This is a genomic window from Clostridium sp. AM49-4BH (genome assembly GCF_003478335.1).
Classification (GTDB): Bacteria; Bacillota; Clostridia; order Lachnospirales; family Lachnospiraceae; genus Butyribacter.
This window is the reverse complement of sequence record NZ_QUFB01000022.1, coordinates 24419-48749: the sequence shown is the minus strand read 5'-3', so window position 1 is coordinate 48749 and position 24331 is coordinate 24419. Positions and strand designations below refer to the sequence as shown.

Annotated in this window: 34 protein-coding genes; 31 read left to right on the top strand and 3 right to left on the bottom strand. The window is 36.5% G+C overall.

The features are described from left to right. Positions 1-86: 86 nt before the first annotated feature. Positions 87-461 carry an MmcQ/YjbR family DNA-binding protein gene (locus DW981_RS07895; RefSeq protein WP_118507331.1) on the top strand — a complete coding sequence of 125 codons (375 nt, stop codon included), beginning with the start codon at positions 87-89 and terminating at the stop codon, positions 459-461. Positions 462-846: 385 nt separating this feature from the next. Here the strand turns inward: DW981_RS07895 and DW981_RS16155 are convergent, their stop codons facing one another. Both DW981_RS16155 and DW981_RS07890 read right to left on the bottom strand, forming a co-directional pair. Beyond that, positions 847-1146: an AraC family transcriptional regulator gene (locus tag DW981_RS16155; RefSeq protein ID WP_347474539.1), complete on the bottom strand. Its 300-nt coding sequence runs from the start codon at positions 1144-1146 to the stop codon at positions 847-849. Next, the gene (locus tag DW981_RS07890; RefSeq protein WP_347474538.1) at positions 1071-1703 is read right to left on the bottom strand and encodes an AraC family ligand binding domain-containing protein; all 633 of its coding nucleotides are present in this window, start codon (positions 1701-1703) and stop codon (positions 1071-1073) included. Before DW981_RS07890 ends, DW981_RS16155 begins: the two co-directional genes overlap by 76 nt. 196 nt (positions 1704-1899) lie before the next feature. On the opposite strand from DW981_RS07890, the gene DW981_RS07885 reads away from it, so the two are divergent. The 19 genes from DW981_RS07885 to DW981_RS07805 all read left to right on the top strand — a co-directional run bounded on the left by DW981_RS07885 (position 1900) and on the right by DW981_RS07805 (position 15682). Then, positions 1900-3702 (top strand): glycoside hydrolase family 2 TIM barrel-domain containing protein, encoded by a 1803-nt coding sequence (locus tag DW981_RS07885; protein ID WP_347474537.1) that lies wholly within the window; start codon positions 1900-1902, stop codon positions 3700-3702. After that, positions 3686-4030: a hypothetical protein gene (locus tag DW981_RS16150; protein WP_347474536.1), complete on the top strand. Its 345-nt coding sequence runs from the start codon at positions 3686-3688 to the stop codon at positions 4028-4030. Before DW981_RS07885 ends, DW981_RS16150 begins: the two co-directional genes overlap by 17 nt. Next, a complete protein-coding gene (locus DW981_RS07880; RefSeq protein ID WP_347474535.1) occupies positions 3955-4638 on the top strand; it encodes a beta-galactosidase small subunit in 684 nt (227 codons plus the stop codon). The genes DW981_RS16150 and DW981_RS07880 overlap by 76 nt, the downstream gene beginning before the upstream one ends. 24 nt (positions 4639-4662) lie before the next feature. After that, positions 4663-5484, top strand: a complete 822-nt coding sequence (locus tag DW981_RS07875) for an AraC family transcriptional regulator (protein ID WP_005602860.1) — start codon at positions 4663-4665, stop codon at positions 5482-5484. Further along, a complete protein-coding gene (locus tag DW981_RS07870; protein ID WP_118507330.1) occupies positions 5481-5951 on the top strand; it encodes a methylglyoxal synthase in 471 nt (156 codons plus the stop codon). The genes DW981_RS07875 and DW981_RS07870 overlap by 4 nt, the downstream gene beginning before the upstream one ends. 218 nt (positions 5952-6169) lie before the next feature. Beyond that, a complete protein-coding gene (locus DW981_RS07865) occupies positions 6170-6502 on the top strand; it encodes a helix-turn-helix transcriptional regulator (protein WP_227701399.1) in 333 nt (110 codons plus the stop codon). 44 nt (positions 6503-6546) lie between these two features. Next, the gene (locus tag DW981_RS07860; protein ID WP_015567858.1) at positions 6547-7254 is read left to right on the top strand and encodes a LytTR family DNA-binding domain-containing protein; all 708 of its coding nucleotides are present in this window, start codon (positions 6547-6549) and stop codon (positions 7252-7254) included. Positions 7255-7256: 2 nt separating this feature from the next. Further along, positions 7257-7985 (top strand): hypothetical protein, encoded by a 729-nt coding sequence (locus DW981_RS15655; protein WP_243034694.1) that lies wholly within the window; start codon positions 7257-7259, stop codon positions 7983-7985. Beyond that, complete coding sequence (locus DW981_RS15650; protein ID WP_243034693.1) at positions 7922-8542, top strand: ATP-binding protein; 621 nt, start codon at positions 7922-7924, stop codon at positions 8540-8542. Before DW981_RS15655 ends, DW981_RS15650 begins: the two co-directional genes overlap by 64 nt. A 103-nt stretch (positions 8543-8645) precedes the next feature. Continuing rightward, on the top strand, positions 8646-8810 hold the full coding sequence (locus tag DW981_RS07850) for a cyclic lactone autoinducer peptide (protein WP_005602854.1): 165 nt from the start codon (positions 8646-8648) through the stop codon (positions 8808-8810). A 14-nt stretch (positions 8811-8824) separates the two neighbouring features. After that, positions 8825-9409, top strand: a complete 585-nt coding sequence (locus DW981_RS07845) for an accessory gene regulator B family protein (protein ID WP_117686863.1) — start codon at positions 8825-8827, stop codon at positions 9407-9409. Between the two features lie 189 nt (positions 9410-9598). Next, a complete protein-coding gene (locus DW981_RS07840; protein WP_330606378.1) occupies positions 9599-10324 on the top strand; it encodes a LytTR family DNA-binding domain-containing protein in 726 nt (241 codons plus the stop codon). Then, positions 10325-11629: a sensor histidine kinase gene (locus tag DW981_RS07835; RefSeq protein WP_055196194.1), complete on the top strand. Its 1305-nt coding sequence runs from the start codon at positions 10325-10327 to the stop codon at positions 11627-11629. Positions 11630-11765: 136 nt separating this feature from the next. Beyond that, positions 11766-12359: an accessory gene regulator B family protein gene (locus DW981_RS07830; RefSeq protein WP_055195982.1), complete on the top strand. Its 594-nt coding sequence runs from the start codon at positions 11766-11768 to the stop codon at positions 12357-12359. Next, positions 12346-12486, top strand: coding sequence for a cyclic lactone autoinducer peptide (locus DW981_RS07825; RefSeq protein ID WP_055195967.1), 141 nt, complete (start codon positions 12346-12348; stop codon positions 12484-12486). The genes DW981_RS07830 and DW981_RS07825 overlap by 14 nt, the downstream gene beginning before the upstream one ends. Positions 12487-12549: 63 nt before the next feature. Further along, positions 12550-13995 (top strand): hypothetical protein, encoded by a 1446-nt coding sequence (locus tag DW981_RS07820; RefSeq protein WP_006859580.1) that lies wholly within the window; start codon positions 12550-12552, stop codon positions 13993-13995. Positions 13996-14047: 52 nt separating this feature from the next. After that, positions 14048-15016, top strand: a complete 969-nt coding sequence (locus DW981_RS07815; protein WP_347474534.1) for a hypothetical protein — start codon at positions 14048-14050, stop codon at positions 15014-15016. 19 nt (positions 15017-15035) lie between these two features. Continuing rightward, the gene (locus DW981_RS07810) at positions 15036-15233 is read left to right on the top strand and encodes a hypothetical protein (protein WP_226947687.1); all 198 of its coding nucleotides are present in this window, start codon (positions 15036-15038) and stop codon (positions 15231-15233) included. Between the two features lie 104 nt (positions 15234-15337). Further along, positions 15338-15682 (top strand): helix-turn-helix transcriptional regulator, encoded by a 345-nt coding sequence (locus DW981_RS07805; RefSeq protein ID WP_006859583.1) that lies wholly within the window; start codon positions 15338-15340, stop codon positions 15680-15682. A 24-nt stretch (positions 15683-15706) separates the two neighbouring features. Here DW981_RS07805 and DW981_RS07800 read toward each other — a convergent pair whose 3' ends face one another. Beyond that, the gene (locus DW981_RS07800; RefSeq protein ID WP_055195970.1) at positions 15707-15940 is read right to left on the bottom strand and encodes a hypothetical protein; all 234 of its coding nucleotides are present in this window, start codon (positions 15938-15940) and stop codon (positions 15707-15709) included. A 248-nt stretch (positions 15941-16188) separates the two neighbouring features. Here DW981_RS07800 and DW981_RS07795 point away from each other — a divergent pair, with 248 nt between their 5' ends. From DW981_RS07795 to DW981_RS07755, 11 genes are all read left to right on the top strand, one after another. Further along, complete coding sequence (locus DW981_RS07795) at positions 16189-16401, top strand: helix-turn-helix transcriptional regulator (RefSeq protein ID WP_118507328.1); 213 nt, start codon at positions 16189-16191, stop codon at positions 16399-16401. A gap of 192 nt (positions 16402-16593) precedes the next feature. Continuing rightward, on the top strand, positions 16594-16917 hold the full coding sequence (locus tag DW981_RS07790; RefSeq protein ID WP_005602820.1) for a helix-turn-helix transcriptional regulator: 324 nt from the start codon (positions 16594-16596) through the stop codon (positions 16915-16917). 318 nt (positions 16918-17235) lie between these two features. Beyond that, positions 17236-17400, top strand: a complete 165-nt coding sequence (locus DW981_RS15090; protein WP_005602814.1) for a hypothetical protein — start codon at positions 17236-17238, stop codon at positions 17398-17400. A gap of 168 nt (positions 17401-17568) precedes the next feature. Further along, complete coding sequence (locus DW981_RS07785) at positions 17569-17991, top strand: hypothetical protein (RefSeq protein ID WP_021923717.1); 423 nt, start codon at positions 17569-17571, stop codon at positions 17989-17991. Between the two features lie 8 nt (positions 17992-17999). Beyond that, a complete protein-coding gene (locus tag DW981_RS07780; protein ID WP_055225167.1) occupies positions 18000-18323 on the top strand; it encodes a hypothetical protein in 324 nt (107 codons plus the stop codon). Then, positions 18316-18462 (top strand): hypothetical protein, encoded by a 147-nt coding sequence (locus DW981_RS14895; protein ID WP_007889580.1) that lies wholly within the window; start codon positions 18316-18318, stop codon positions 18460-18462. The genes DW981_RS07780 and DW981_RS14895 overlap by 8 nt, the downstream gene beginning before the upstream one ends. A gap of 5 nt (positions 18463-18467) precedes the next feature. Then, entirely contained in the window at positions 18468-18854 is a 387-nt protein-coding gene (locus DW981_RS07775; RefSeq protein ID WP_006859319.1) for a type II toxin-antitoxin system PemK/MazF family toxin, read from the top strand. Between the two features lie 83 nt (positions 18855-18937). Beyond that, positions 18938-19186, top strand: a complete 249-nt coding sequence (locus DW981_RS07770) for a DUF6870 family protein (protein WP_021923722.1) — start codon at positions 18938-18940, stop codon at positions 19184-19186. A gap of 126 nt (positions 19187-19312) precedes the next feature. Continuing rightward, complete coding sequence (locus DW981_RS07765) at positions 19313-21010, top strand: recombinase family protein (protein WP_007889587.1); 1698 nt, start codon at positions 19313-19315, stop codon at positions 21008-21010. Between the two features lie 82 nt (positions 21011-21092). Further along, on the top strand, positions 21093-22733 hold the full coding sequence (locus tag DW981_RS07760) for a recombinase family protein (protein WP_182434190.1): 1641 nt from the start codon (positions 21093-21095) through the stop codon (positions 22731-22733). Then, positions 22726-24249: a recombinase family protein gene (locus tag DW981_RS07755; RefSeq protein ID WP_007889590.1), complete on the top strand. Its 1524-nt coding sequence runs from the start codon at positions 22726-22728 to the stop codon at positions 24247-24249. Before DW981_RS07760 ends, DW981_RS07755 begins: the two co-directional genes overlap by 8 nt. Positions 24250-24331: the final 82 nt, after the last annotated feature.

The following is a 24331-nucleotide window of genomic DNA, read 5'->3' as shown; positions in this document are numbered from 1 at the left end:
CGCTAAATCTTAAATAACTGTATATGAGGAAAATATGATATGATTATATTCAAATATGAAATTACAGGATCAGAGGTATACACAGTATGTACAGAGACACTATATTTCAATATGTAAAAAAACAATATGGAACAATTCCAGAATATCTGTGGAATGATTTACCAGATAGTGCAATACTTCGTAATGACAATGGAAAATGGTACGCAGTATTTATGAATTTGGAAGGCTTTAAAATCGGATTGGATACAAAAGATAGGGTTGATATTATGGTTGTAAAATGTAAGCCGGATATGATAAGTGTTATGACACACATGAAAGGCTTTCTGCCGGGATATCACATGGATAAAAGCAATTGGATGACAATTCTTCTGGATGGGACAGTCCAGGAGGCGAAGATATTAGATTTTCTTGATATGAGTTATGATTTGACGGATGGGCGAATCGAGGAAAGTATTGAATGATATTTAAAAACGATAAAATCCTCTTGTGAAGAAAGTTGCATAAAAGCTAAGTATATTTTCAATAAAGTTGTGAAGTTTATTTTTCATGAAAGTCTATCTCCTTTCGTTTTCCTATGGCTATTACCATAATGTTCTGCAAGATCTGTTTGTGGGACAACTGCATATTACATAGGGTAAAATCTGTGTGTGAAAAAGTTTGCATAAAAGCTAAGTAAGTTTTCAATAAAGTTGTGGAATTTGTTTCTCATGGAAGTTCATCTCCTTTCTGTTTACGCTGTCATTATATAACACGAAGGGGTATATTACTTGCCAAAATAAAAAAATAAATAGACAAAAATTGCAACGGGCAGAGAGTGTGTAAATATTCTCTGTCCGTTGCAGTTTATTATATATTTTTGCGGTATTCTGAGGGAGATATGCCTTTTATCTTTTTGAACATGCGGCTGAAATATAAAGCATTATCATAGCCAACAATTTGTGCAATTTCGTTTATGTTATATTCCGTATTCAAGAGCAGGGCTTCTGCATTGCAAATGCGTTTTTGCAAAATGAACTGCATTGGTGTAGAGCCAACATAAAGTTTGAAATTGCGTATAAACCAGCTTGTGCTTACATGATTTTTTTCAGCGTATTCTTCAATGCTGATTGATTCACTGTAATGTTCATTGAAATAGGCAATAGCCATGTCAATAGTTTCTGCAGCACGGGATTATCTATCCTTATGCTGTTATTAAAGTATCGTTGCAGTTTTATAAAAATCTGTCTTAAATACATTTCAAGCATTTCCTGATAACTATCCTTACACATCTGTAATTCATTTATCATTGCACGAAAAAGATTCTGATAGGAGGGACCAGATCCACAGTAAAATACCTTTTTGTCATCGGTCAATCCATAAGAGCGTAATATATTTGTTACATCGCTGCCTGTAAAATGAACCCAGTAGACTTCTGTCTGATCTTCGGCATAATATTCATATTTTTGAGGCTCCTTTGGACGATATAAAACCATATGTCCGGCATGAACAATAGTTTCTTCTTCACTATTACGACCAAAATGAAAATGGGCTTTTCCGGCAGCAATATAAATCAACTGAAAATCAAGTCTGCCACGAGGTCTCCAGGTAGGCAGTTTAGGACGTGTGTATAGCTTATATGTTCCACACATAGTTACAACAAGCGGCTTGGATTTATCTTTTCTATCAATCGTTGAGTGATTGAGATATGCATTATTTGTGTACATGTGTGCCTCCTTGTATTGAAATATAAAAAAGTGTATGTCAAAAATGGCTAAAAATCTGTCCAATATAATCCTTATGTTCATTAATTTTATCATTTTGTGCATATTTTGTCCAATTTATGATATGTCATTTTTGGCTTTCCGTGTAAACCAGTTGGACGCACACAGCGACCATTGTTACTATATGGATTATGCAGATATGGAAAAATCAGAAAATCCTTTGATGCAGTCATTAAATGGACAATGGGAGTTTGCTTTTAGCAAAAATGTAATGGACAGACCGGAAAATTTCTATGAGGAAAATTTTGATGCATCTTTATTTGATAAGATTATGGTTCCGGGGCATATCGAACTGGCAGGCTATGACAAAATACGCTATATCAATACGATGTATCCGTGGGAGGGAAAAGAATATCATAGGGGTGCGTATAGTATGGAGAGTACCGGGGACGAGGCAGGAATGTTTTCCGAGGCAGAGTATAATCCTGTCGGATCTTATATCAAACGATTTGATTTGAGTGAGCAAATGCGTGAAAAGAAAATCCGTATCTGTTTTGAAGGTGTGGAAGAAGCGATGTATCTGTGGCTGAATGGTCAGTTTGTAGGATATGCGGAGGATAGTTTTACACCGTCAGAATTTGATCTGACACCATTTATCAGAGAAAAAGGAAATGTGCTGGCAGTTCAGGTTCACAAAATGAGTACAGCAGCATTTTTGGAGGATCAGGACTTTTTCCGATTTTTTGGAATTTTTAGAAATGTAACTTTAAAAGCAGTGCCAGAGGTGCATTTGGAAGATGTATGGTTTCAACCAACACTAAACAAGGATAATGTAAGCGGCAGGGTATCGGTAAAGATGAAAGTATCTGCTCCAGAAGGAAAGAAAGTATCTGCCCATTTGGTTTTAAAAGACAGAGAGAATAATCAGGTGGCAGAGGACAATATCACCTTAGAGGAAAAAGCTGGAAGTCTTGTAGGAGTGATTGATACTGAGGTTGGAAGTGTTAAGGCATGGGATAATCACTGCCCATATCTGTATCACGCATATGTAGAGCTTAGAGGCGAAGCTGGAGAAATATTAGAGATAATTCCATATGACATAGGTTTCAGAAGGCTGGAAATGATTGACAAGGTAATCTATTTAAATGGTAAACGTCTTGTCATTACCGGAGTAAACCGTCATGAGTGGAGTGCAAAGACAGGAAGAAGCATCAGTATGGATGAAATGACAGCAGACATTGATTGTATGATTAGAAATAATATCAATGCAGTACGCACCTGTCATTATCCGGATCAGATACCGTGGTATTACCTGTGTGATAAAGCTGGTATTTATGTAATGGCAGAAACGAATATGGAAAGTCATGGAACATTCCAGAAACTAGGTGCGATTGAACCATCGTGCAGCGTACCTTGTTCTATTCCGCAATGGCGGGAGGCTGTTGTTGACAGGGCTAGGAGTAATTTTGAAACTTTTAAAAACCATACAGCAATTCTTTTCTGGTCTTTAGGAAATGAATCTTATGCGGGTGATGACATAGAAGCAATGAATACTTACTTCAAGGAAAAGCAGGATGGCAGATTTGTTCATTATGAAAGCTCTTTCTATGACCGTAATTATGAGGAAACCATATCAGATGTAGAGAGCAGAATGTATGCAAAGCCTTATGAAGTGGAGGAATATTTAAATAACAATCCAAAGAAACCTTATCTTTTGTGTGAGTATATGCATGATATGGGTAATTCGATGGGAGGACTTGGTACTTATATGAAGTTAATAGATAAGTATGAGATGTACCACGGTGGATTTATCTGGGATTTCATTGATCAGGCACTTCTCGTGAAAGATGAAGTGACAGGAAAAGAAGTTTTGCGTTATGGCGGAGACTTTGATGATAAGCCTTCTGATTATGAGTTTTCAGGAAATGGAATCGTATTTGCAGACCGTAAGGAAAAACCAGCTATGCAGGAAGTGAGGTATTACTATGGCTTATACAGATAAGAATAAATTGAGAGTTGTGTATGGAGATTATACACTTGGCGTACATGGAGAAGGGTTTGACTATATATTCTCTTATTCACAGGGTGGTTTGGAGTCTATAGTAAAAAACGGTTATGAATGGCTGTATCGTTGTCCAAAGCCTACTTTTTGGAGAGCATTAACAGATAATGACAGAGGCAGCAGGTTTCACATTAAAAGTGGAAGCTGGCTCGCATCGGATATGTTCATTGACTGTAAAAAACTGAAGTTATTATGGATGGTGAATTGCAAAAGCAGTATGCTCCGGACAATAACAGCTATGGCGGTGATGTGGCTGCCGGGGAAATAATTGTGAAATATACCTATGAGACTGTCAGCAATCCAGTAACAACAGTCATTGTATCTTATACCATTGATGTAACTGGAAATATCAAGGTGGATGTAGATTACACAGGAGTAAAGGGACTGCCGGAACTTCCGGTATTCGGAATGAGGTTTATTATGCCGACACTTGCAGATAAATATATGTACAAGGGATTATCGGGGGAAACCTATCCGGACAGAAAGGCAGGGGCAGAAAAAGGAATTTATGAGGTATCAGATTTGAGCCTGACACCATATCTGGTTCCACAGGAATGTGGTATGAGAATGGATACAGAGTGGTTGGAGATTACAAGACATGCAAGTCTTGATAATAGCAGAACGGATAGTTCACTACAGACATTAAGAATAGAAGAAAACGACAAGGCATTTGCTTTTTCGTGCCTGCCTTATACAGCATCAGAGATTGAAAACGCAACACACCATGAGGAACTGCCACCAGCAAGAAGAACAGTCCTTTGTGTCTATGGTGCAGTAAGAGGAGTCGGTGGAATTGATAGCTGGGGAAGTGATGTGGAAGATGATTATCGGATTAGTGCAGAAAAAGACATTCACTATTCCTTCATTATCCGCTAAGTTTGTTTGAGGAGTTGCTTGCGAGTGTTATTGGTATATGAGAACAGAACAGATGGAATAGTGGTAGAGTGGAAGAAAACAGTGCATTTTCCACCACATTTACATGAGGCAATAGAGGTAGTGTATGTAACGGATGGGGATATTGAACTTGGAGTTGGACAAGAATTGTATCACATGGATGAGGGTGATTTTGCAATCGTGTTTCCAAACGTAATACATCATTATCAAGTATTTGGGAAAAAAGAAAACAAGGTAATATACCTGTATCTTGATCCGACACTGTTTCCTTCCTATTATAAAGAGTTGCAGATATACAGCCCGAAGAACCCGGTTGTAAAAAAAGAGCAAGTGCATCCTGATGTAGTAAATGCCATAAAATATCTGGCAGGAATAACAGAGGGGAATCCCATGCTGATACAGGCTTATGTACAGATGATTCTTGCCCATGTTTTCGCAGAAATGCCAATGGTTGATAAAAGCACAGTAGGGAGTGATGACCTGATTTATAATGCGGTAGAATATGTAGCTAAAAATTTTAGAGAGAAAATCAGTCTTGAAAAAATGGCATACGATTTGTGTGTAAGCAAATATGTGTTATCAAGAATGTTTGCAAAAACCTTTCACTGTAATTTTAGTAAATATGTGAATGGAGTCCGGTTAAATTATGCAGTTGCGGCACTGGAAAACACAATGGATTCCATTACAAATATATGTCTTGATTGTGGGTTTGAAAGTCAAAGAACTTTTAACCATGTTTTTAAGGACAGATACAAGATTACACCAAGAGAGTACAGAAAAAGGATGGAACACAATAATAGAAACGGCAGCTTGGGGGTACGCAGATGATTAAATATCTTACAATGACGATTGGAAAACAAAAAAACATAGCTTTGATTGCTCATGACGGGAAAAAACAGGATATGTTGAAATGGTGTATGGATAATAAAGAAATTTTACGGCAACATAATCTGTCAGGAACCGGAACAACTGCGAGAATGATAGCAGATCATGTAGGATTAAAGATAAAAGGATATAACAGTGGTCCGTTAGGGGGAGATCAGCAGATAGGGGCAAAAATTGTAGAGGGAAATATCGACATGGTTATTTTCTTCTCCGATCCACTGGCAGCACAGCCACATGATCCGGATGTTAAGGCACTTCTTAGAATTGCACAGGTGTATGATATACCGATTGCAAATAATATTGCAACAGCGGATTTTATGATTCATTCCACGCTTATGAATGAACAGTATTCACATCAGATTGAAAATTTTAAAAATACAGTGGATGTCAGAGTAAAAGAAATGCAGTGATGGATATGATAAATAGCCAAAAACTGTCCGCTAATAGAATTTACAACAGAATATAGAGCAGATAAAGACGAATGGTATCAGATGTGCCATTCGTTTTTTTAATAAAAGCACAAATTAACCTACTTACGAGCATAAAATGATGTGCGTTGGGTTGTTTTCTGGACTATGAGAATCAAAGTCCCATTGATATGATTAACATGGAAAAGAGGTGCAAAATCTTGGATACAGGAAGAAAAGATGCCAATATACAGATAGGAAAGAGACTAAGAGAGGCAAGACTGAATATGAACCTCGAAAAGTCAGAAATTGCGGATGTATTAGGTGTTACAGTGGAACATTATCGAAAGCTTGAGGCGGGTATAACGGGAATATCTGTAGATAAAGTGTTGACACTCTATCATAAATATGGAATTGATCCTACATATCTGATAACAGGCGAGAGCAGTATGAAAGATTTTAATCTGGATTACTATGTTGCGAACAGCACAAAGGAGCAGAGAAATGAGTTTTTTGACCGTGTGCTGGCTTATTTATCTAAGTTGATTAGATAAATTGAAGTGCTTCCTACTTCCAAGCCCGAAAAGGAGGAAGTGTTATGCTTAATATTGCGGTCTGTGATGACAGCAGAACAGATGTAGAAATGCTGGAAAGTGCTTTTGATAAGTTAGCGCAGTACCAGTTTTCTTATGAAGTGTATTTTACAGCGAAGGAGTTGCTGAAGCATGTTATAGATGATGGTGAAATGTATCATCTGTATATATTTGACATTGAAATGCCGGAGATGAATGGTTTGCAGCTTGCAAAAGAAATCCGGAAAATAGATGCCAAAGCATTGTTTGTATTCCTGACTGGATATACGCAGTATGTTATGGATGTTTTTGAGGTTATTACCTTTGACTATATTTCTAAACCGATTACAGTGGAAAAGCTGGAGTCCGTCCTTTTAAAAGCCATGCAGTATCTTCATATGATAAAGCGTGACTTTGTCTTTCAGTTCCGAAAAAATCAGTTTCGTATTAGCTGCGATGATATTGTGTATTTTGAGAAGAAAGGTCGTCAGGCAGTGATACATACGATCTCAGAAAATTTCAAGGCAAATATGACAACTGAAGAAATATGGAAACAGCTTGATGATAAGGTCTTTGCCCATATTCATGTATCATATATCATCAATCTTGGGCATATCAGGGCGATTGAGGGAGATGAAGTAGTGATGGACAATGAAGAAAGACTTCTGATTGCCCGTTCCCATAAGCAGAATTTAAAAGAAAAACATATGGAGTTTGTAAGGAGGATGGTTTAAGGATGGAATATGTGATACGCTTTGCCATCAGCCTGTTTGATCTGGCAGTGTTTATGTATTATTTTCATTCCAATAAGAAAATGAAACCAGTATCAAAGGTATGGATATGGGCTGGATTTACCATTGCTGCAATTATATGGACATTTGTCAGCAACATAAAAAATCCGTATCTGAATCTTGCGACTCTTTTGATTGTGCTTATACTGTTATCATTTTATTATGAATCAGGAATGTGGACGAGAATTATAAATATTGTGACATTCATGGGTATTGGAATGCTGTTTGAACCTGTAGCTTTGCTGTTACTCCATGCGATGAATTTTCATATGGGAGAAAGTTATAAATATTATTTTGTAATGGTAATATGCAGCTTTGTTCGTGGAAATGTGATGTATATTCTGTCAAAATTGATTTCAAAGAAAGGGATGCAAATTGCTGCCTTTCCGAAAGAAATTTTGGGTGTGCTGGTTATGGTATTTACCTTTACGGTGTTGAACTGTTGCTTTATTATTCTTTTGTCATTGGAGGCGGGCAGTGAAAAAAGCCTGCTTATGTGTGCCAGTATTGTAATTTCCCTTGTCCTGACGGATTATTTTATGCTGTATATGATGGAGCGTTTTATTATCTTGTGCAAAAACAGTATGAGGATGCAATGTACAGGGAAGAAATGCACTATAAAGACATCTATTATGAAGAAGCAGAAAAACAGAATAAGGAAGTGCAGAAGTTAAAGCACGATATGAAACATAAATTGCATGAACTGTATCATCTGGTGGAAAATAGTGATGGGCAGGAACTTTCAGAGAAAATCGGTGCAATGTGCAAGGAATTTGAGCAGATAGATGAAAAGCAGTATTCTGATAATCCAATCGTAGATTCTGTGCTCCGTATTAAATTTGGCAGGGCAAAGGCAAGGGGAATAAAAGTAGAAACATCTATTCGTATTCCAAAGCAGATGCAGCTTGATCACGGGGATATAGGTGTATTGTATGGAAATCTTGTGGATAATGCGGTAGAAGCCTGTAGCAAGGTGCCGGAGGGACAGCGTTTTGTAAAGATTGAAAATAAGTACCAGTCGGGGATTTTGCTTCTTGTAATAACAAACAGCAAAACAGGAAAGAAAAATAAAAGCCTGAAAACAACCAAGAAAGATAATATCCGACATGGGCATGGTGTTCAGAGTGTTCGTAAAGTGGTAGAAAAATACAATGGAACGGTCAGTTTTACAGATAAAGGGGATATATTTGAGGTTTCAGCAATGCTCTATGGAATTGAAGTGAAGGAATAAATGCAAAGCGTTACACTTAAATGTCAATCTGTTACACTTTGCCGGATTTTCCCATAAAGTATGATATAGTGCATTCATCAAATGTAAAGGAGGACATATACATATGTCAAAATTAAGAAGATTGATGAACCGACTCAGTCATGGAGCATTAACAAGCGTGGCAGCACTTGCCCTTACGGTAACTGCAACAAATATGAACCGTTGCTGCTGGTTTATTTTCGGACAGGACAAGTTACCGGATAATGCGAAAAAACTTAGAAAATTTTAAGGTGGTAACAGGGTATGATTGCTAAATTTGCAAAGAAGATAAATGAAATATTGATACAAAAGGGGATTGTGCAAAAAGAGGATGCAGAACTGTACCGATATGGGATAGAAAATGGCATTGTTGTTGCAGGAAACCTTTTGGCTTCTGGAATATTTGGCATTGTGACGGGGAGACCGGGACTTGTTCTGGTCTTCCTGTTATTTTATGCCTCGTTGAGAAGCTATAGTGGGGGCAGCCACTGTAAGAGTAGAATCGGCTGTTTTTTGATATCAATGGCAATTTTATTTATTCCGGTTTATACATATGAGCCTGTAATGAAAAATGTTCCTAATGCCGTGATTTTATTGATCGGAGTTCTTGCAGTGGTAATTATTATTGTCCTTGCCCCAGTGGAAAGTATCAATAAACCGCTTGATGAGGAAGAAAGAAGGTATTATGCAAGGGTAACACATTGCATAACGGCATTACAGGTATGTGTTCTTATCATTTTGTTTTGTCTGGATCTGCAAGATTATTTTTATGCCGGGTATGTAAGTATAGTCCTGGTAGCAGTATTTATGGTTATGGGAAAGATTGCAGTGAAACGATATGTGCAATAGCAAAATGTATTAAAAATAGGTATTGATATATAATTTTGTAGACGAACATGCAATATTACAAATATAGAGTAGTGGTTAAAATTTTGGATAAAGATGCCGAAATATAATAAAAAATAGGAAAATATACAAAAAATAATCCAACCAAATGAAAGAAGTATGTCAAATTTGTGTGTGGAAGGGGATGAGCATATGTTCAGAATTGCTATATGTGATGATGAAAGACAATTTAGAAAACGCATTCATGATATTTTAATAGAATATATGAATGAAAATGATATATTGTACGAAATTGATGAATTTGAATCAGGAAAGGATTTTATAAGTTTAGGTATCAATCTAGCAAAGTATGATATTGTTTTTCTGGATGTAAATATGGATGAACTGGATGGAATGGAAACTGCACAGAAAATAAGAAAAGTCAGCAATGATGTTTTTATAGTTTTTGTTACAGCATTTATTACATGTGCCCCTCAAGGATACAGCGTAGGAGCTATAAGATATATTTTGAAAAATAATGTAAATTTTCCGGAACTAATATTTGAGTGTATGGATGCAATCAGCATGAATATGAATTATGTAGCTCAAAAGAAGAAATTTAACTTTAATGAGGGTGCAAAGGTTGTAGCATTAGAGCGTTTGTTATACATAGAGAGCAGATTGCATAAACTGGAATTTTACATTATGGAGGACAAGTTAAAAAAATATTCAATATATGGCAAACTAGATGAGCTGGAAAAAGAGTTGCAAGGTAATGATTTTATCCGGATACATCAAAGTTATCTGGTTAATATGAAGCATATTGAGAAAGTCAGCCGGTATGAGGCGTTATTGAACAATGGTATTAAATTAGAAATTCCAAAAGCACGATATAAATTTGTTGAAGAAACATTTGTTTCGTATAAAGGAGAAATATAGATGTTGGTTAATTACATTCAAAGTATAATGCTGACGGTATTGGAAATAATATGCTGCAAAATATTTTTTGAAAGTTTTGCTGAAAAGAGATCCGAAAATAATTGGAGAAACTGTAGTATTATTTTAGGAACGGTAATATGTGGATATATAATAGCTTTGTTATTTTATGATCAGTTTGTCCTAAAGCAGATGTTAGCTATTGTTGTCATTGCGCTGTTTATGAGCTTTTATTTTAAAATCCATTTAAAAAAAGCAATAATCTTATCATTATTATTTCAAGCATTACTGCTTTCTGTAGACTATTTTACACTTTGGATAAATGTCTCTCTCTTTCATAGTGTAGCAGAAATTAATGAGTCACATTTTGTAGGTGGAAGTTTAATAACAGTTTTGGCAAAAATAATTCTTTTTCTAGTTGTTCTGCTTATCAGGAAAAAAATAGGAGGGGAGTCCTCGGATGTTTTAAGAAGTACAGATTGGCTTCGATTTATCTTTTTTCCACTTTTTACAATCTTCACAGTTATTGCATTGATCATAACATCTGGAAGCATTGAGAATCAAAAGCAGGAAAATGTATTCTTGGTTATAGCATTGTGTCTGGCAGGGATGAATATAGTTGTGTTCTATATGATAAATGATATATTAAAACGTGAAATTAAGATTCGTGAAAATGAAGTGTTTCAACTGAAAGCACGAAATCAGACAGACATGTACCGTTCTATTTCAGAAAATTTTGTTAAACAACGGAAAAAAACACATGAATATAAGAATCAGATTATGTGCATTGAGTCTTTGATAGAGATGGAAAATTATGATGAACTAAAGGATTATGTGAGAAGTATAAGCGGAAATTTGAGTACAGAGTTAGACTATATTAAAACAAATAATGTGATTATCGATGCTATATTAAATAGCAAATATAAGGAAACATTGGATAAAGGAATTGTATTTATCTTTCAAATCAATGATCTATCAGGAATTAAAATGCGTGATGAGGATATTGTTGTTATTTTATCGAATCTTTTGAATAATGCAATAGAGGCTTGTGAAAAGTGCTCAGGCAAAAAAGTTATGAAAATGAAACTGGTTAAAGAGAAAGACAACATCATTATATCTGTAAAGAATACATATGATGGTAAACTTAATATTAAAGATGGAGAAATACAGACCTCAAAGAAATATGAAATAGATGAGCATGGGGTTGGAATAAAAAATATAATTGAGGTTATAACAAAATATCAAGGCTCTTATGCTATACGAAATGAAAATAATGAGTTCTACTTCTCAGTTATATTGCCAAACTAAGATGAACCTTAAAAAAGTGATTTGTTGCAAGCAAATCACTTTTTTTGTCATTTTCTGCAAAAAAAGGTCACTTTCTGCAATAGATATTGTTTTGTAAACAGATAAAGTTATACTTAATCTGGCAGGAGGCATAACTATGATTGAAAAAATGGCGGATGATTTAATTGGTCAGATGACTGAAGCAAGGTTAATTGATAAAGACATGGAAGAAAGATATATTTATGTCTTTATCTGTTGGATTGAGAAATTTATTACGGTTGGCAGTATTATCGTAATCAGTTTGGCGTTCCATAAACTGTTTCCAACTATATTTTTTCTTGTGTTTTTCTTAGAATTAAGAAAGCGAACTGGCGGATATCATCTGGACAAGTATTATAAATGTTATTTGGCAACCATTGTTTCTTATTTAGTTATTGTAATTATCAGTGCAAGACTGTCAGAACATCCGCAATGGTTATTTGCAATATTGGTAATTGCTATAACGGGGATAGGATTGATTGGTACAGTGAATCATCCTAATATGCACATGACATCAGAGGAATTGATGGAATCGAAAAAATCCGCAAGGACTATTGTTTTACTTGAGGGGTGTATAATATTGGGATGTGTTCTGTTAGATGCGGATATGGTTTACATTAGTTATATGGCAATAGCTGTTATATTATGTGCAGCTTTGCTGTGTATAGCAAAAATTTTTAAACAGGAGGTGAGAGAGAATGAAGCAGGTTAATAAGAAAGTGTTGAAGGTTGTAGAACGTGTCATGAGAAAAGAAGCTGTATATGGGATAGATGGATTTCCACCTGCGTGTTTAGGAATATGGCATCAGCCGAAACGTCCGAACATTAAAAAAAAATAAAAGGTTATTGAAAATAATGTTCAAATTGTTGTACAAAATAAGCTTAGAAAGGCGGGAATTGATATGAAAAATAAATTTATAACAACAGTGGTTGCGACAGCATTGGCATTAACAATGACATTTTCATTGGCTAATGGAATGGATGTTAAAGCAGCAGAAATCACAGAGGATTCTTTAGTCGCAGCAGAAGATACTAATGTTGGAAATGAATCGGTGGATATCCAGCAACAGGAACCTGTAGAAATTTCAGAATTGGAAACAACCGAAAATAATGACTTATCGAAATCGTCAGAAAGTATTACAGTAGATGAAAGTATTGCAGAGGATATTTTGGCTACACAAGCTGATACTGCGGTTGTAGTCGGTACGGTTAGTGACTATTTGACAGCAAAGGGCGATGCAAAACTTTATAATATTAATTTGCCAGCAGGGGTATATTTGCAAGCACAGTTAACAACGCCTGCTAATGCAGATTTGGATTACGATTTGTATTTATTGGATGCAGAAGGCAATATTTTAACGGGCTCAGATTATTATACTTATATTAATGGCACCGCAGGTACATTGCCGGAAGCGTTAGGCTATATAACATCAGGTGATACAGCAACATATTATTTGTATGTATTAGCATCTGAGGGCGGAAGTGTAAGTGAATCATTCACATTGGATTATTCAGTAAGTACAGCGTGTGATTCTTATGAGATTGACGAGTCTGTAAGACAGGCATTAGCATTTACATATGGAGCAGGAGGGGCTTATATCGAATCAAGAAATTTAAGTTCTCCGATTGATAATGATTGGTATGTAATTACAGTGCCAAGCAGTAGAATTTATGACAAATTAAAAATTTCTGCTACTACAGCTTCAACAAATACCTGTTCTGTAGAAGTATATCAGAATGTTGCATCAGAAGGGTATCAAATGAAACGAGTAGGCAGCGGAAACACTATTTCTGTTTCGTCAGGAAAATATTATATTAGAGTTTCCAATGCAAAAACTATGGAGAATTTTGATGATTTGGACATTCAGAATTATAAATTGTCTATTACTCCTATTTTGAAGGCTACAGGTATTGTTATAACTGATCTTAAAGGTTCAGAAGGGTTAAATAAGGTTGTTAATTATCCTGGATATGGAGCACATTTCAGAACGCAGGGATCTGGAACATTAACTGTTTATGGAGTGCTGACAGCAACAGACAGTTCGACGGGTGTAACGTATGCAGTTGGGGGAGAGCAGATTAACGGATTATATTATAGTCCGGCATGGGAGGCTAATAATACCTCTGCGAATGCAATAAGGCGAGGTACAGGCACTACAGATTCAAGTGGTAAATTTGAAATTGATATTTCTTTACCACCTGGAATTGGTGTATATTCGTATTATGGTTCAACATCCACTCATTATTTTGATATATGTGGAGTTTCTGTATCGCCAAGTGATGATAGTAGCATAAGTGCTTCAGAGACTATTTTCCATTTGGCATATACTATGTATCATCCGTTTTAATGTGTAAATTGTAACTAAGAAAATATAAAAATAGGTTGTCACACGATTTGGTGTGTCAACCTATTATGCAAAATACAGGAGGGTTAAAATGAAGATAGCTACCCAACATTATCAGGACAGCGTGATCACTCCGTATGGTAATAATCACTGGAATGGAAAAGAGAAAATTGATATTTCCAAGGAAAAAGATGATGCGGTTATTCTGGAAATAAGTGCAAAAGGTAAAAGAGCAATACAGCTAAAAGAGAAAAACGAATTTGAGCAGGATATTGTTCAAGTGGATAAAAGTGCAGATGATTTACCAGCATATTCAGGAATGTATGATGTTGACAAGACGATATCGTCTTCTCTTGAAAATTGTAGCAAAGAGGAACAGGGATTTGTATATGATATTATCCGCGAAAATTTTCTTATTGGAAATGGCAGCTCTATGAGTGAGGAGGAGCGTCAGGCTAATATATCATTAGGAATGAAAAAAGCGGAATATGCTGCAAATAATTTTATATCAGAAGATAAAAAAAGTTCCTTTTTGGATGCAATGGAATCTATAGCAAAGCTGGCAAGTGCCGGAAGGATGAATGCAGATGGAAATATGGATTACGGGGTAAAAAAAGGAAATTATTTAGGACATGGTAGTAATCTTGTTTACACTACAGATGGTCTTGATATGATGAGGTCAATGGATTCAGGTGCATATGATGAATATCAAAGGATCAGTAGAGAAAGTAGTAATTCTGATAGACAGCTTAACACTTTAAAATACTTGACAAATTGGTATTCTAATGCTGTAACGAAAAATCCGCATATGGTAGAGAAATATGAAGCTAAATCGGATGAGTATATTGAAAAAAATGTAAAAAATCAAAAAGTAGATTCAACTTTTTCGGATTTGAAAACAGAAAGTAAGTCTGCTTTTATTGAAAGTTTGAAAGCATTTCAAGCACAGAATCCTAATTTCTTATCCAATATCGTTAATAAGGAATTGTCAAGAAAGTATTGGGCATATGGTATTATCGCCTAAGGGTGAGGATAAATATGAGATGAAGTATGTTCCGGAAGATTTTGACAGGTATGATCAAGGATTTTTTGGAAGAGCGAAACCAGAATATATTATTGTTAAGGGAGAGTGTTTGGAAAAATTAAAACAGCAAGGGTATGAAATGGACTGTTGGCAAAAAGGTATTCCGTTGGCGATAAATAATAAACATCCTGATAGCATAAAATTAAAGGGATTTTGACAGAATATGCAAAATATTACACGAAAATGTCAAAGGATTACAGTTTACCAAAACCCATAATAGTTTCTGATATAATGCGATAAGTCAGAAAGGATGATGGGGCTATGGGGAAAAGAGAGCACATATACGAAATTATTGCAGAGAATATCAGAAAAGAACGCAGAAGGCTTGGAATTACGCAGGCAGAGCTTGCAGAACGGGCGGATGTATCATTGGATACTATCAAAAGTGTTGAAAATGGCAGAAGGGCAATGAGTCTTGATACATATTTGAATATTGTTCATGCATTGGAGTCATCGCCTACGGTTCTGATGAGCCAGCAGCACCCAGAAAAACACATTGAGCGTTTTGCATTTATGATGAATCGGTGTGACGAAAGAGAAATAGAATTTGCATTACATATGATTGAACAAATATTAAGAGGACAGGAAGATTATCTGAGTGAATAGACGGGTAGTTATCCTGTCCTTTGTCTATGACTCTTTTGCAAATTTTTCAGCGAGATGGTATATGATTTCTTCAATGGTGGGAGTTTCATTTTCACATGGAAAGTCTGTCCAGAAGCGTTGCATTTGTGGATCAGGGCTTTTTAAAGCAATAGAAACTGCCCGCCCAATTTCCTGTTGGACTTCTTCTTTTGTGATTCCTTCTTTTTCGGCAATGATTTTCAAATATTTATCAACAGAGTATGTGTTTTTATCATTCATAGTGTTGTTGTGAATCCTTTCTGAAAAGGGTATCTGCGGGCAAATTGTCAGGTGATTGAATTGTCCCGGTTGAATACCATAAAAGTAAAACAGATAATCCGTTCTATATTACATAATAACCTTGAGAGCTGTTTTCTATGCAGATTATGGCTATTTTCTATTCTATCATATACATACAGTATGGTGCATACACGCACCATATCATTATAGGACACTCTTGCGTAGAATACAAGGAGGAGGTCTTTGTAATGATAGTATATGACAGGTTATGGATTACACTCAAGAAGAAAAATGTTAGCCAGTATGCACTAATTAAAGATTATGGAATAGATAAAGCACAGTTACAGCGATTGCGAAAGAATATGGTCGTAAAAACGGTAATCCTAAACAGATTATGTTCCATACTTGATTGTAAGATAGAGGACATCATGGAGTTTGTGCCGGATGAGGATATTAAGTAAAGAGATATTTCCAAAATGTAATGAGAGTTTGGAAATATCTCTTTTTTAATCCGCAAATATTTATATTCTTGGTATTAAGGTGTACAATATTCCACCTGAAATAGCTGGTTTAGTCACTCTTACAAAAGATTCACTTACGGTACAATGAATACAGCTTAAGCAAATATATAAGGTGCCGGAAAAGAGTGGAAGGTGTACTACGATATTGTTAATAGTGGAGAAAGAATAAAAGAGTTGCGTGCGGCAAGAAGAATGACAAGACAGCAGCTTGCCGAGCAGATTGGATTGTCAGTGGATGCTCTGCGGAAAATTGAAGCTGGTGTAAATGGAGCAAAAATAGATACGCTGATTAGTATTGCTGAATTGTTTCATATAACGTTGGATTATCTTGTGTGTGGGTGTGAAAGAAAGGCAGAAGTCGATGATCTGCTGGTTGGTCTGAAGGAGAAGGAAGTACAGTTTATCCGGAATATGGTATTAAATGCCGTTGACAATATGAAGCTTCTGACAGAATAAAAAAGTCGGATTGCATTTTTGATAATGCAGTCCGGCTTTTTTTATAAGGATTTGGAACAGGTGGGAGTGTTACTCTTAGTTCAAAAGAGTGTCGGTTACTGTAGAAGATGTGTGGTGTCAGTTATACTTTGTTCAGGTTCTGAGAAAAGAACCGTTGAATATTGAAAACAGAATAGGACACGCATATCCCACGAGCTTATATCGCCTTGTCTATGACAGGGTGGCAGAATCCCATTTCGTGCGATGACTATCCTCAGAGCTGTAGCCGATTATGAGAAACGTAACAGCAGGAGCCTTTAAGGATAAGAGCAGAGGGTTGTGCCTACCGGGTTAGCAGCCGGAGGTAATGAGATAATAAGTGCACCTGAATTTCAGCAAAACGCATTTTCAGAGAGTGGCTACTTTCGTAAGTCCAGATGGGCAGGAAACTACGAAGTGATTGTGGCTGGCAAAGGATATGTTACCCGATACGGGGATGGTTAAGAAACCGGGAAGATAGTATTTTATCTTCCCACACAAACTGATTTATGGTCACCGACAGAAAAGAAATGTTTAGGTGTGATGGTGTGGAGAGTACAGATAAGTCAGCTTATGTGAGGAGATAAAGTGCGCACAGTATCAAATCAATATTATTTATAAGGAGATTTTAAGATGGAAAGAGCAATTATATATTGTGCAAAAACAGGATTAGAGGCTACAGATCATTTTGTGCCGGAGCTGCTTGAAAAGTATTGTAAGGATAATGGCTATGAAATTGTAGCTATGCTTTCAGAGCCTGCTTCTACAGAAGGAGTTTCATTTCCGATGAAATATGCCTTTATCGGTTTAAATATGGAGGAAGATGTTAATACAATCATAACACTTTCAAAGGATATGATTGGTGCAACAGATGAGACCGTTATTGATACACTTGGAAAACTCAGCGAATATGATATCTATGTGGAGGATATTAATGGAGAACTTGAAGAGTGTTATGAGATGATGTACAAAGAGCCTGTTCAGGAAAGTGATATAAGAGGGCTGGTGCTTGATACGGTATCAAAGTTCTATCATAACATCAGGGACGGCAGATAGGAGGCAATATGCAGGATTCCAGAGAAAAAAAGCAATGTCTGATATTTGTAAGGAATAATGCAAATGATACAGCTGACCGTATCGAGGCATATGCAAAAAAGTCCGGCATGAAAGTTGTTGAGACAATTTTTAATACAGATAAAAAAGCGGTTGAACGATTAAGATATTATATTGAAAGAGATGTCATTATCTGTGTGCTGGTAAGAGATGTGGTAGACATTTCAATGGAACTTAATGAGATTAAAGCTGTAATGACACTTGCAGCGGAACATGGAATCAGTATTAATGCAGAGAGCAGGGGCTATGAACCTGCTCTCATTTCTTATGAATGATATGACAGAAGAAAATAGAAAATTAAAACTGATTATATTTCCGGGCGAAACAGTAGTGATTGATGAATATGGGAAACGGATTGTTGCCTGTCCGACAGAGGATGAGGCAGAAGAATATATCAGGGAACAGGAGGAATGACATAGATGAAACTGAACAGGGGCGACATTGTTATTGCAAATCTGGAGTCAGTAAGTAAAGGGAGCATTCAGAAGTATACAAGACCTTATATTATTATCTCAAATAACAAAGCAAATCAGTATTCACCGGTTGTCACAGCAGTAGCCATGTCCACAAAAACATGGAAAAAGAAATATCTGCCAACCCACTGTCCAATACCGGCTGCAAAGGTAAAGGTTACTGACACAGATTTTGAGGTATTTGACAGTATGGCATTATGTGAGCAGATTGTATCCATTGATGTAAATGTCCAGATTGAGAGGGTAGTTGCTTCAATTTCAGATACAGAACTACTTGATAAGATTACAGAATGTGTAAAAATCCAGATTGGGGCATATGAAAAGTACAATTAAATATTACCGGGGCATTTGCTCCGGGTTACATAGCCACCTGTATTTTATGGGTGGCATTTTTACTGAAAGGGGGGATAGATTTTATGACAGCAGAAGAATACAGAGCACTATTAGATGTGGATTTTAACAATGTAAAAATAGAAGATCTGACTGATATTAGAAAAATTAAAATAGATAAAAATCAGCCACAGAGTAAGAGGCAGGCACAGTTCTTAAAACAGGTGGGAAATCCATATATGCTGCGTCGTGGAAGTATGATGATTAAGGTAAGCTTTGCGAATAATGGACTGTCGATGGAACAGGCATTTGAAAATCTGCTTTTGAATGTCTGAAAATTTGTGGTGGAATTTCAAAGTGATATGTGCTATGATGTTTTTGGTATAAAAATTCTAAATTAGTGCATATCACCTTATTGAAAAGTTATCTTCTAACTTAAACAACAATAGGAGGATGTGCATATGAGTCAGATAAGTCAGATCAAAAAGATCTATCATGCAGCCATCTATGTTCGTTTATCGAAGGAAGATGGCGCTGTTGCTTCACATGAAAAAACTGAGAGTAACAGTATCGCAAATCAGAAATCACTGATTAGAGATTTTCTCGAAAACAAAAATGATATTGAGGTTGTGCAGGAGTATGTTGATGATGGTTTCAGCGGCTCTAATTTTGAGCGACCGGCATTCCAGATGATGCTTGAAGATATTAAGAAAGGCAAAATTGATTGCGTTGTCACTAAGGATCTGAGCAGATTCGGAAGAGAATATATAGATTCAGGTATGTATATTGAGCGATTATTCCCTGCTATGGGAGTAAGATTTATTGCAATCAATGATGGTATTGATTCCGGAGAGGCAAAGTCGCAGTCAGATGAGATTATTATTCCATTCAAAAATCTTATTAATGATGCTTACTGTCGTGATATTTCAATTAAGATACGTTCACATCTTGAAATTAAGAGAAAGCAGGGAGATGTAATCACGGCATTTGTGCCATATGGATACAAAAAGAATGATAAAGATAAGCACAAACTGGAAATTGATGTATATGCAGCAAATGTTGTGAAAGATATTTTCAGAATGAAGTTGCATGGAAAAAGTCAGGATGCAATTGCATGTGAACTTAATTCATCAGGAATACTTCCACCGGCTGAGTATAAAGCAAGCACAGGAAGCAATTATCAGACATGCTTTAAGACAAAAGAAAAGTCGGAGTGGACTTCAGTCATGGTAAGGAGAATCCTTACAAATGAGGTTTATATAGGTAATCTCGTACAGGGAAAACAGACAACACCGAATCACAAGGTCAAAAAGACCATAATCAAAGAAAAATGCGAATGGATAAGGATTGAAAAGAACCATGAGCCGGTTATCACGGACAGGGATTTTGAAGTAGTACAGAGATTGCTTGCAATGGATACAAGAACATCACCGGACAGAGAGGAAGTTTATCCGCTGTCAGGGGTAGTTACCTGTGGCGGCTGTGGGATTCCCATGGTAAGAAAAACTTCAAAAGTGGGTGGCAAAACTTATGCCTATTATCTGTGTGCAACCCATAAGGATTCAAAGCAGTGCAGTTCCCACAGAATTTCCACGGATAAGTTGGAAGAAGTGGTGCTAGAGCTTTTACAGACACACATTGATAACATGATTGACCTTAAAAGAATTCTTTCTTTTATCGGCAACGTGCCGTTTCAGCAGCTTGATATGAAAAAGCTTGAGGAAAGGCGTGAAAAGAAACAGGCAGAGGTAGACAGATGTGCAGACCTCAGAGGAATGCTTTATGAGGATATGAAGGATGGCATTATCTCAAAGGAAGATTACAAAGAGCTTCATACAGCATATGAGCAGAGGAAAAAGAGTGCCGAGATTGCCATTCACCAGATTGAATTGGAAATGGAAGATGTGCTGAATCGTAAGAGCAAAGGCTTTGTATGGCTTGATTATTTTACGGAACATAAAAATATCGAGAAGCTTACAAGGGAAGTGGTTGTATCTCTTATCCGTGAAATAAAGGTATTTGATAAAACCCACATTGAAGTAGTGTTTGACTTTGATGACTGCTACAAAGAATGTCTTAATGTTATTGCAAGTCAGGGGCATTCGGTTGAGGTGGACAGTACAGGAAAACTGAATATCAGATTAAAGGAGGCTGTGTAGTATGGCAAGAAAGAGCAGAAAAAATATGCCGGTTGCAGTTGCAGAGCCGACTGACAATCTGACGGCAAAAGCAGTTTTAAGCATGGATAAGGAGGCAAAACCATATCAGGTTGGAATCTATGCGAGACTTTCATTTGAATCAGAGGCGAATAAGGAAAGAGATACTGTAGACACACAGATAGCATATATCAGGGAATTTATTAATTCGCAGGATGATATGGTAGAGGTTGAGGTCTATGCCGATATATCGGTGACAGGAACTACTTTTGAAAGACCAGAATTTGACCGGATGATTCAGGATATAAGGGCTGGCAGGATTAATACTGTTATTACCCGTGACCTTAGCAGACTTGGGAGAAATTATGTGGAAGCAGGCAACTACATTGAGAGGGTATTTCCTTTTCTTGATGTGAGATATATTGCTATCACAGATGATTTTGATACAGCAAGACCGGGAACTGATTTATCTGTACCGCTTAAGAATATTGTGAACGAATATTATTCCAAAGACCTTTCAAAGAAAGTAGAGACCGGAAAGCATAGTATTTGGGCACAGGGCGGCTTCAGCGAGGGAACGCCACCATATGGATATTACAGGGCTACAGATGGTTCAAGAAAGCTTTTGATTGATGAAGAGGTATCTGACAATGTAGTTAGAATTTTTAATATGTTTTTGGATGGGAAGGGATATGCTGGTATTGCAAAGACTTTGCAAAACGAAGGAATTCTTTCACCTCCGAAATACAGATTCTATAAGTCAGGAAAGATTGAACTTGCTGAAAAAGCAAGAGAATGGCACTATTCGCATGTAAAAGAGATACTCCAAGGGGAATATTACATTGGAAATATTGTTCATGGAAAGCAAAGGAAGGCTCTTGATACCGGGAGAAAGAATGTTAAAACAGATGCATCAACATGGCAGCGAATAGAAAATGTTCATGAACCAATAATTGATAAGGACACTTTCTACAAAACAAGGGAGAGAATGGAGCATATCAAAAAGAAGCATTTAGAAGCATCAAAACCTAAAGCTGATGTTCCAAATAAGCCGGATAATATTCTGGTATATAAAACAAAATGCGCCTGTTGTGGAGGCAGTGTATTGATTGGCAGGCATCACACTTATTCAGAAAAGTTCTATTATAAGTGTAAGAACCGTAGAAAATTAGCTAGGCTATGTGAAAATAAGTACTCTTATGATTATTCTGAGGTTATGGATAGTGTTTTTTCTGTTATCCGTCAGCATATGAGTTTGTGTGTTGAGAAAACAAAGTTTGTTCAGAAGATGAACAGCAGAAAAGAGAATGTTCTTCAATATGATATTTATACCAAGCAGATAGCAAAACTTCAAAATGATGTAAGAAGAATTACCGCTAACAAAAGTGGTTTGTATGAAGATTATAGGGAACAGTTAATCACTGCGGAAGAACTGTGCCAGTATCAGAGAGAATATGAAAGCAGAGTAAATGAGATTGAAGCGCAGATTACTGAATTGCTTCATCGAAGAAGTCTGTATGAAAAAGAATTTCATATTGATGAAGGATGGGAAGAAACTGTCAATAAATATATGGCTAAAAGAAAACTTACAAAGGAGCTTGTGGATGCTTTTGTATCGGAAATTGTTTTTTATGATGGCAATATAGAAGTTAAGCTCTTGTATGATGATTTCCTAAAGGAGTTGCTTAAAGTGGCAGAAGAAAGAGAGGTGAGCAGCAATGGATAAGACGATAGCTCTCTATATGAGATTATCAGATGAAGATGACAACTTGGCTGCTCATGAGGAAAGTAACAGTATTTCCCATCAGCGAAAGTTAATGCTTGATCATATCCAGAAACTGCCTGAACTAAAGGACTGCAACATAATGGAATTTTCAGATGATGGATATTCCGGAGCAGACTTTAGCAGACCTAATTTTGTAAAAATGATGGATCTGGTAAAGGCTGGTAAGATTCAGGTTATTGTGACGAAGGACTACAGCAGACTCGGACGAGATTATCTTGAAGTTGGTAACTATATGGAATGTATATTTCCGGTTCTTCAGGTAAGATATATCAGCGTGAATGATAATTACGATTCTGCTAACAGCTTTGGTTCAACCGGAGGTATGAGTGTTGCACTGAAAAATCTTGTGAATGCATTGTATTGTAAGGATGCATCAAAAAAGGTAAGAGCCGCTAAGGCAGTGTTGGCTAAGCAGGGAAAGTACATTGCTGCATTTGCTCCTTTTGGATACCAGAAAAGTGAAGATGATAAGCATATGTTAGTGCCTGACCCAGTAACAGCACCTGTTGTCCAGCTGATATTTGAACTGGCTATTAAAGGCATGAAATACACCGAGATTGCAAATTATCTGAATAATAATGGATATGATAGCATATTTGAGTATTACCAAAAGATTGGAGTTAAGAGATGTTATGAAAGGGATATTGGTGAGCACATGTGGAGTGCCAGTACAGTAATGGAGATTTTATATAATGAAGTCTATATTGGTTCTGTAATCAATAACAAGACGGCTGATAATATTGATACCGGTCATCAGGTTGTGCAGAGAGATAAAGAGGACTGGATAATTGTTGAAAACTGTCATGAACCATTAGTTTCTGTGGAAGACTTCAAGCTTGCTCACAAGATGATAGCAAGACGAGAAGTGACGAAGAGAAAACCAAATGGAAAGTGGCGTAAATCGTATATTCGCTGTGGAATATGTGGTAAGGGACTTTATAAATACGGAAATAAATCCTCATACAGATGCCACAACGGTCATGTGTCACGTATTAGAGGTGAAGAACTTGAGGCGACACTTCTAGACATTGCTAGAAATATGGCATTGGCTCAGTTGCAGGAATTTGAGTTGAAAACTGATGGCGGTAATTGTCCAGATAATCTTGAAAGGGAAATCGAATCACTTAAAAAGTCAAAGGCACACTATGCAAAGCTAAAGTTTGAGATATACGATGATTATACAAAAACAAATATCACTCGTGATCAGATGGCAAAAAAGACTGCAGAAGTTAAGCAGAAAATCGCAGAGATAGAAAGTCTGATTACAGAGAAGCAGGAAACACTTGATATGCAAAAGGATCTCTTTCTTGATGCAAAGCAGGAACAGCTAACAAAGCTTAGTAAGTTGGATGAGTTTGATGAAGAAGTAATCAGATATCTCATTGATTATGTGTTGGTGTATGATAATGAGCATATTGAAATCAGATGGAACTTTGATGACTTTCAGGCTGGATGATGGTATAATCAGTAGTAATAGCGAGAAAACAAAATTATAAAGAAGTAACATGGGGAATCTTGCTAAAGGTTCCCCATTGATA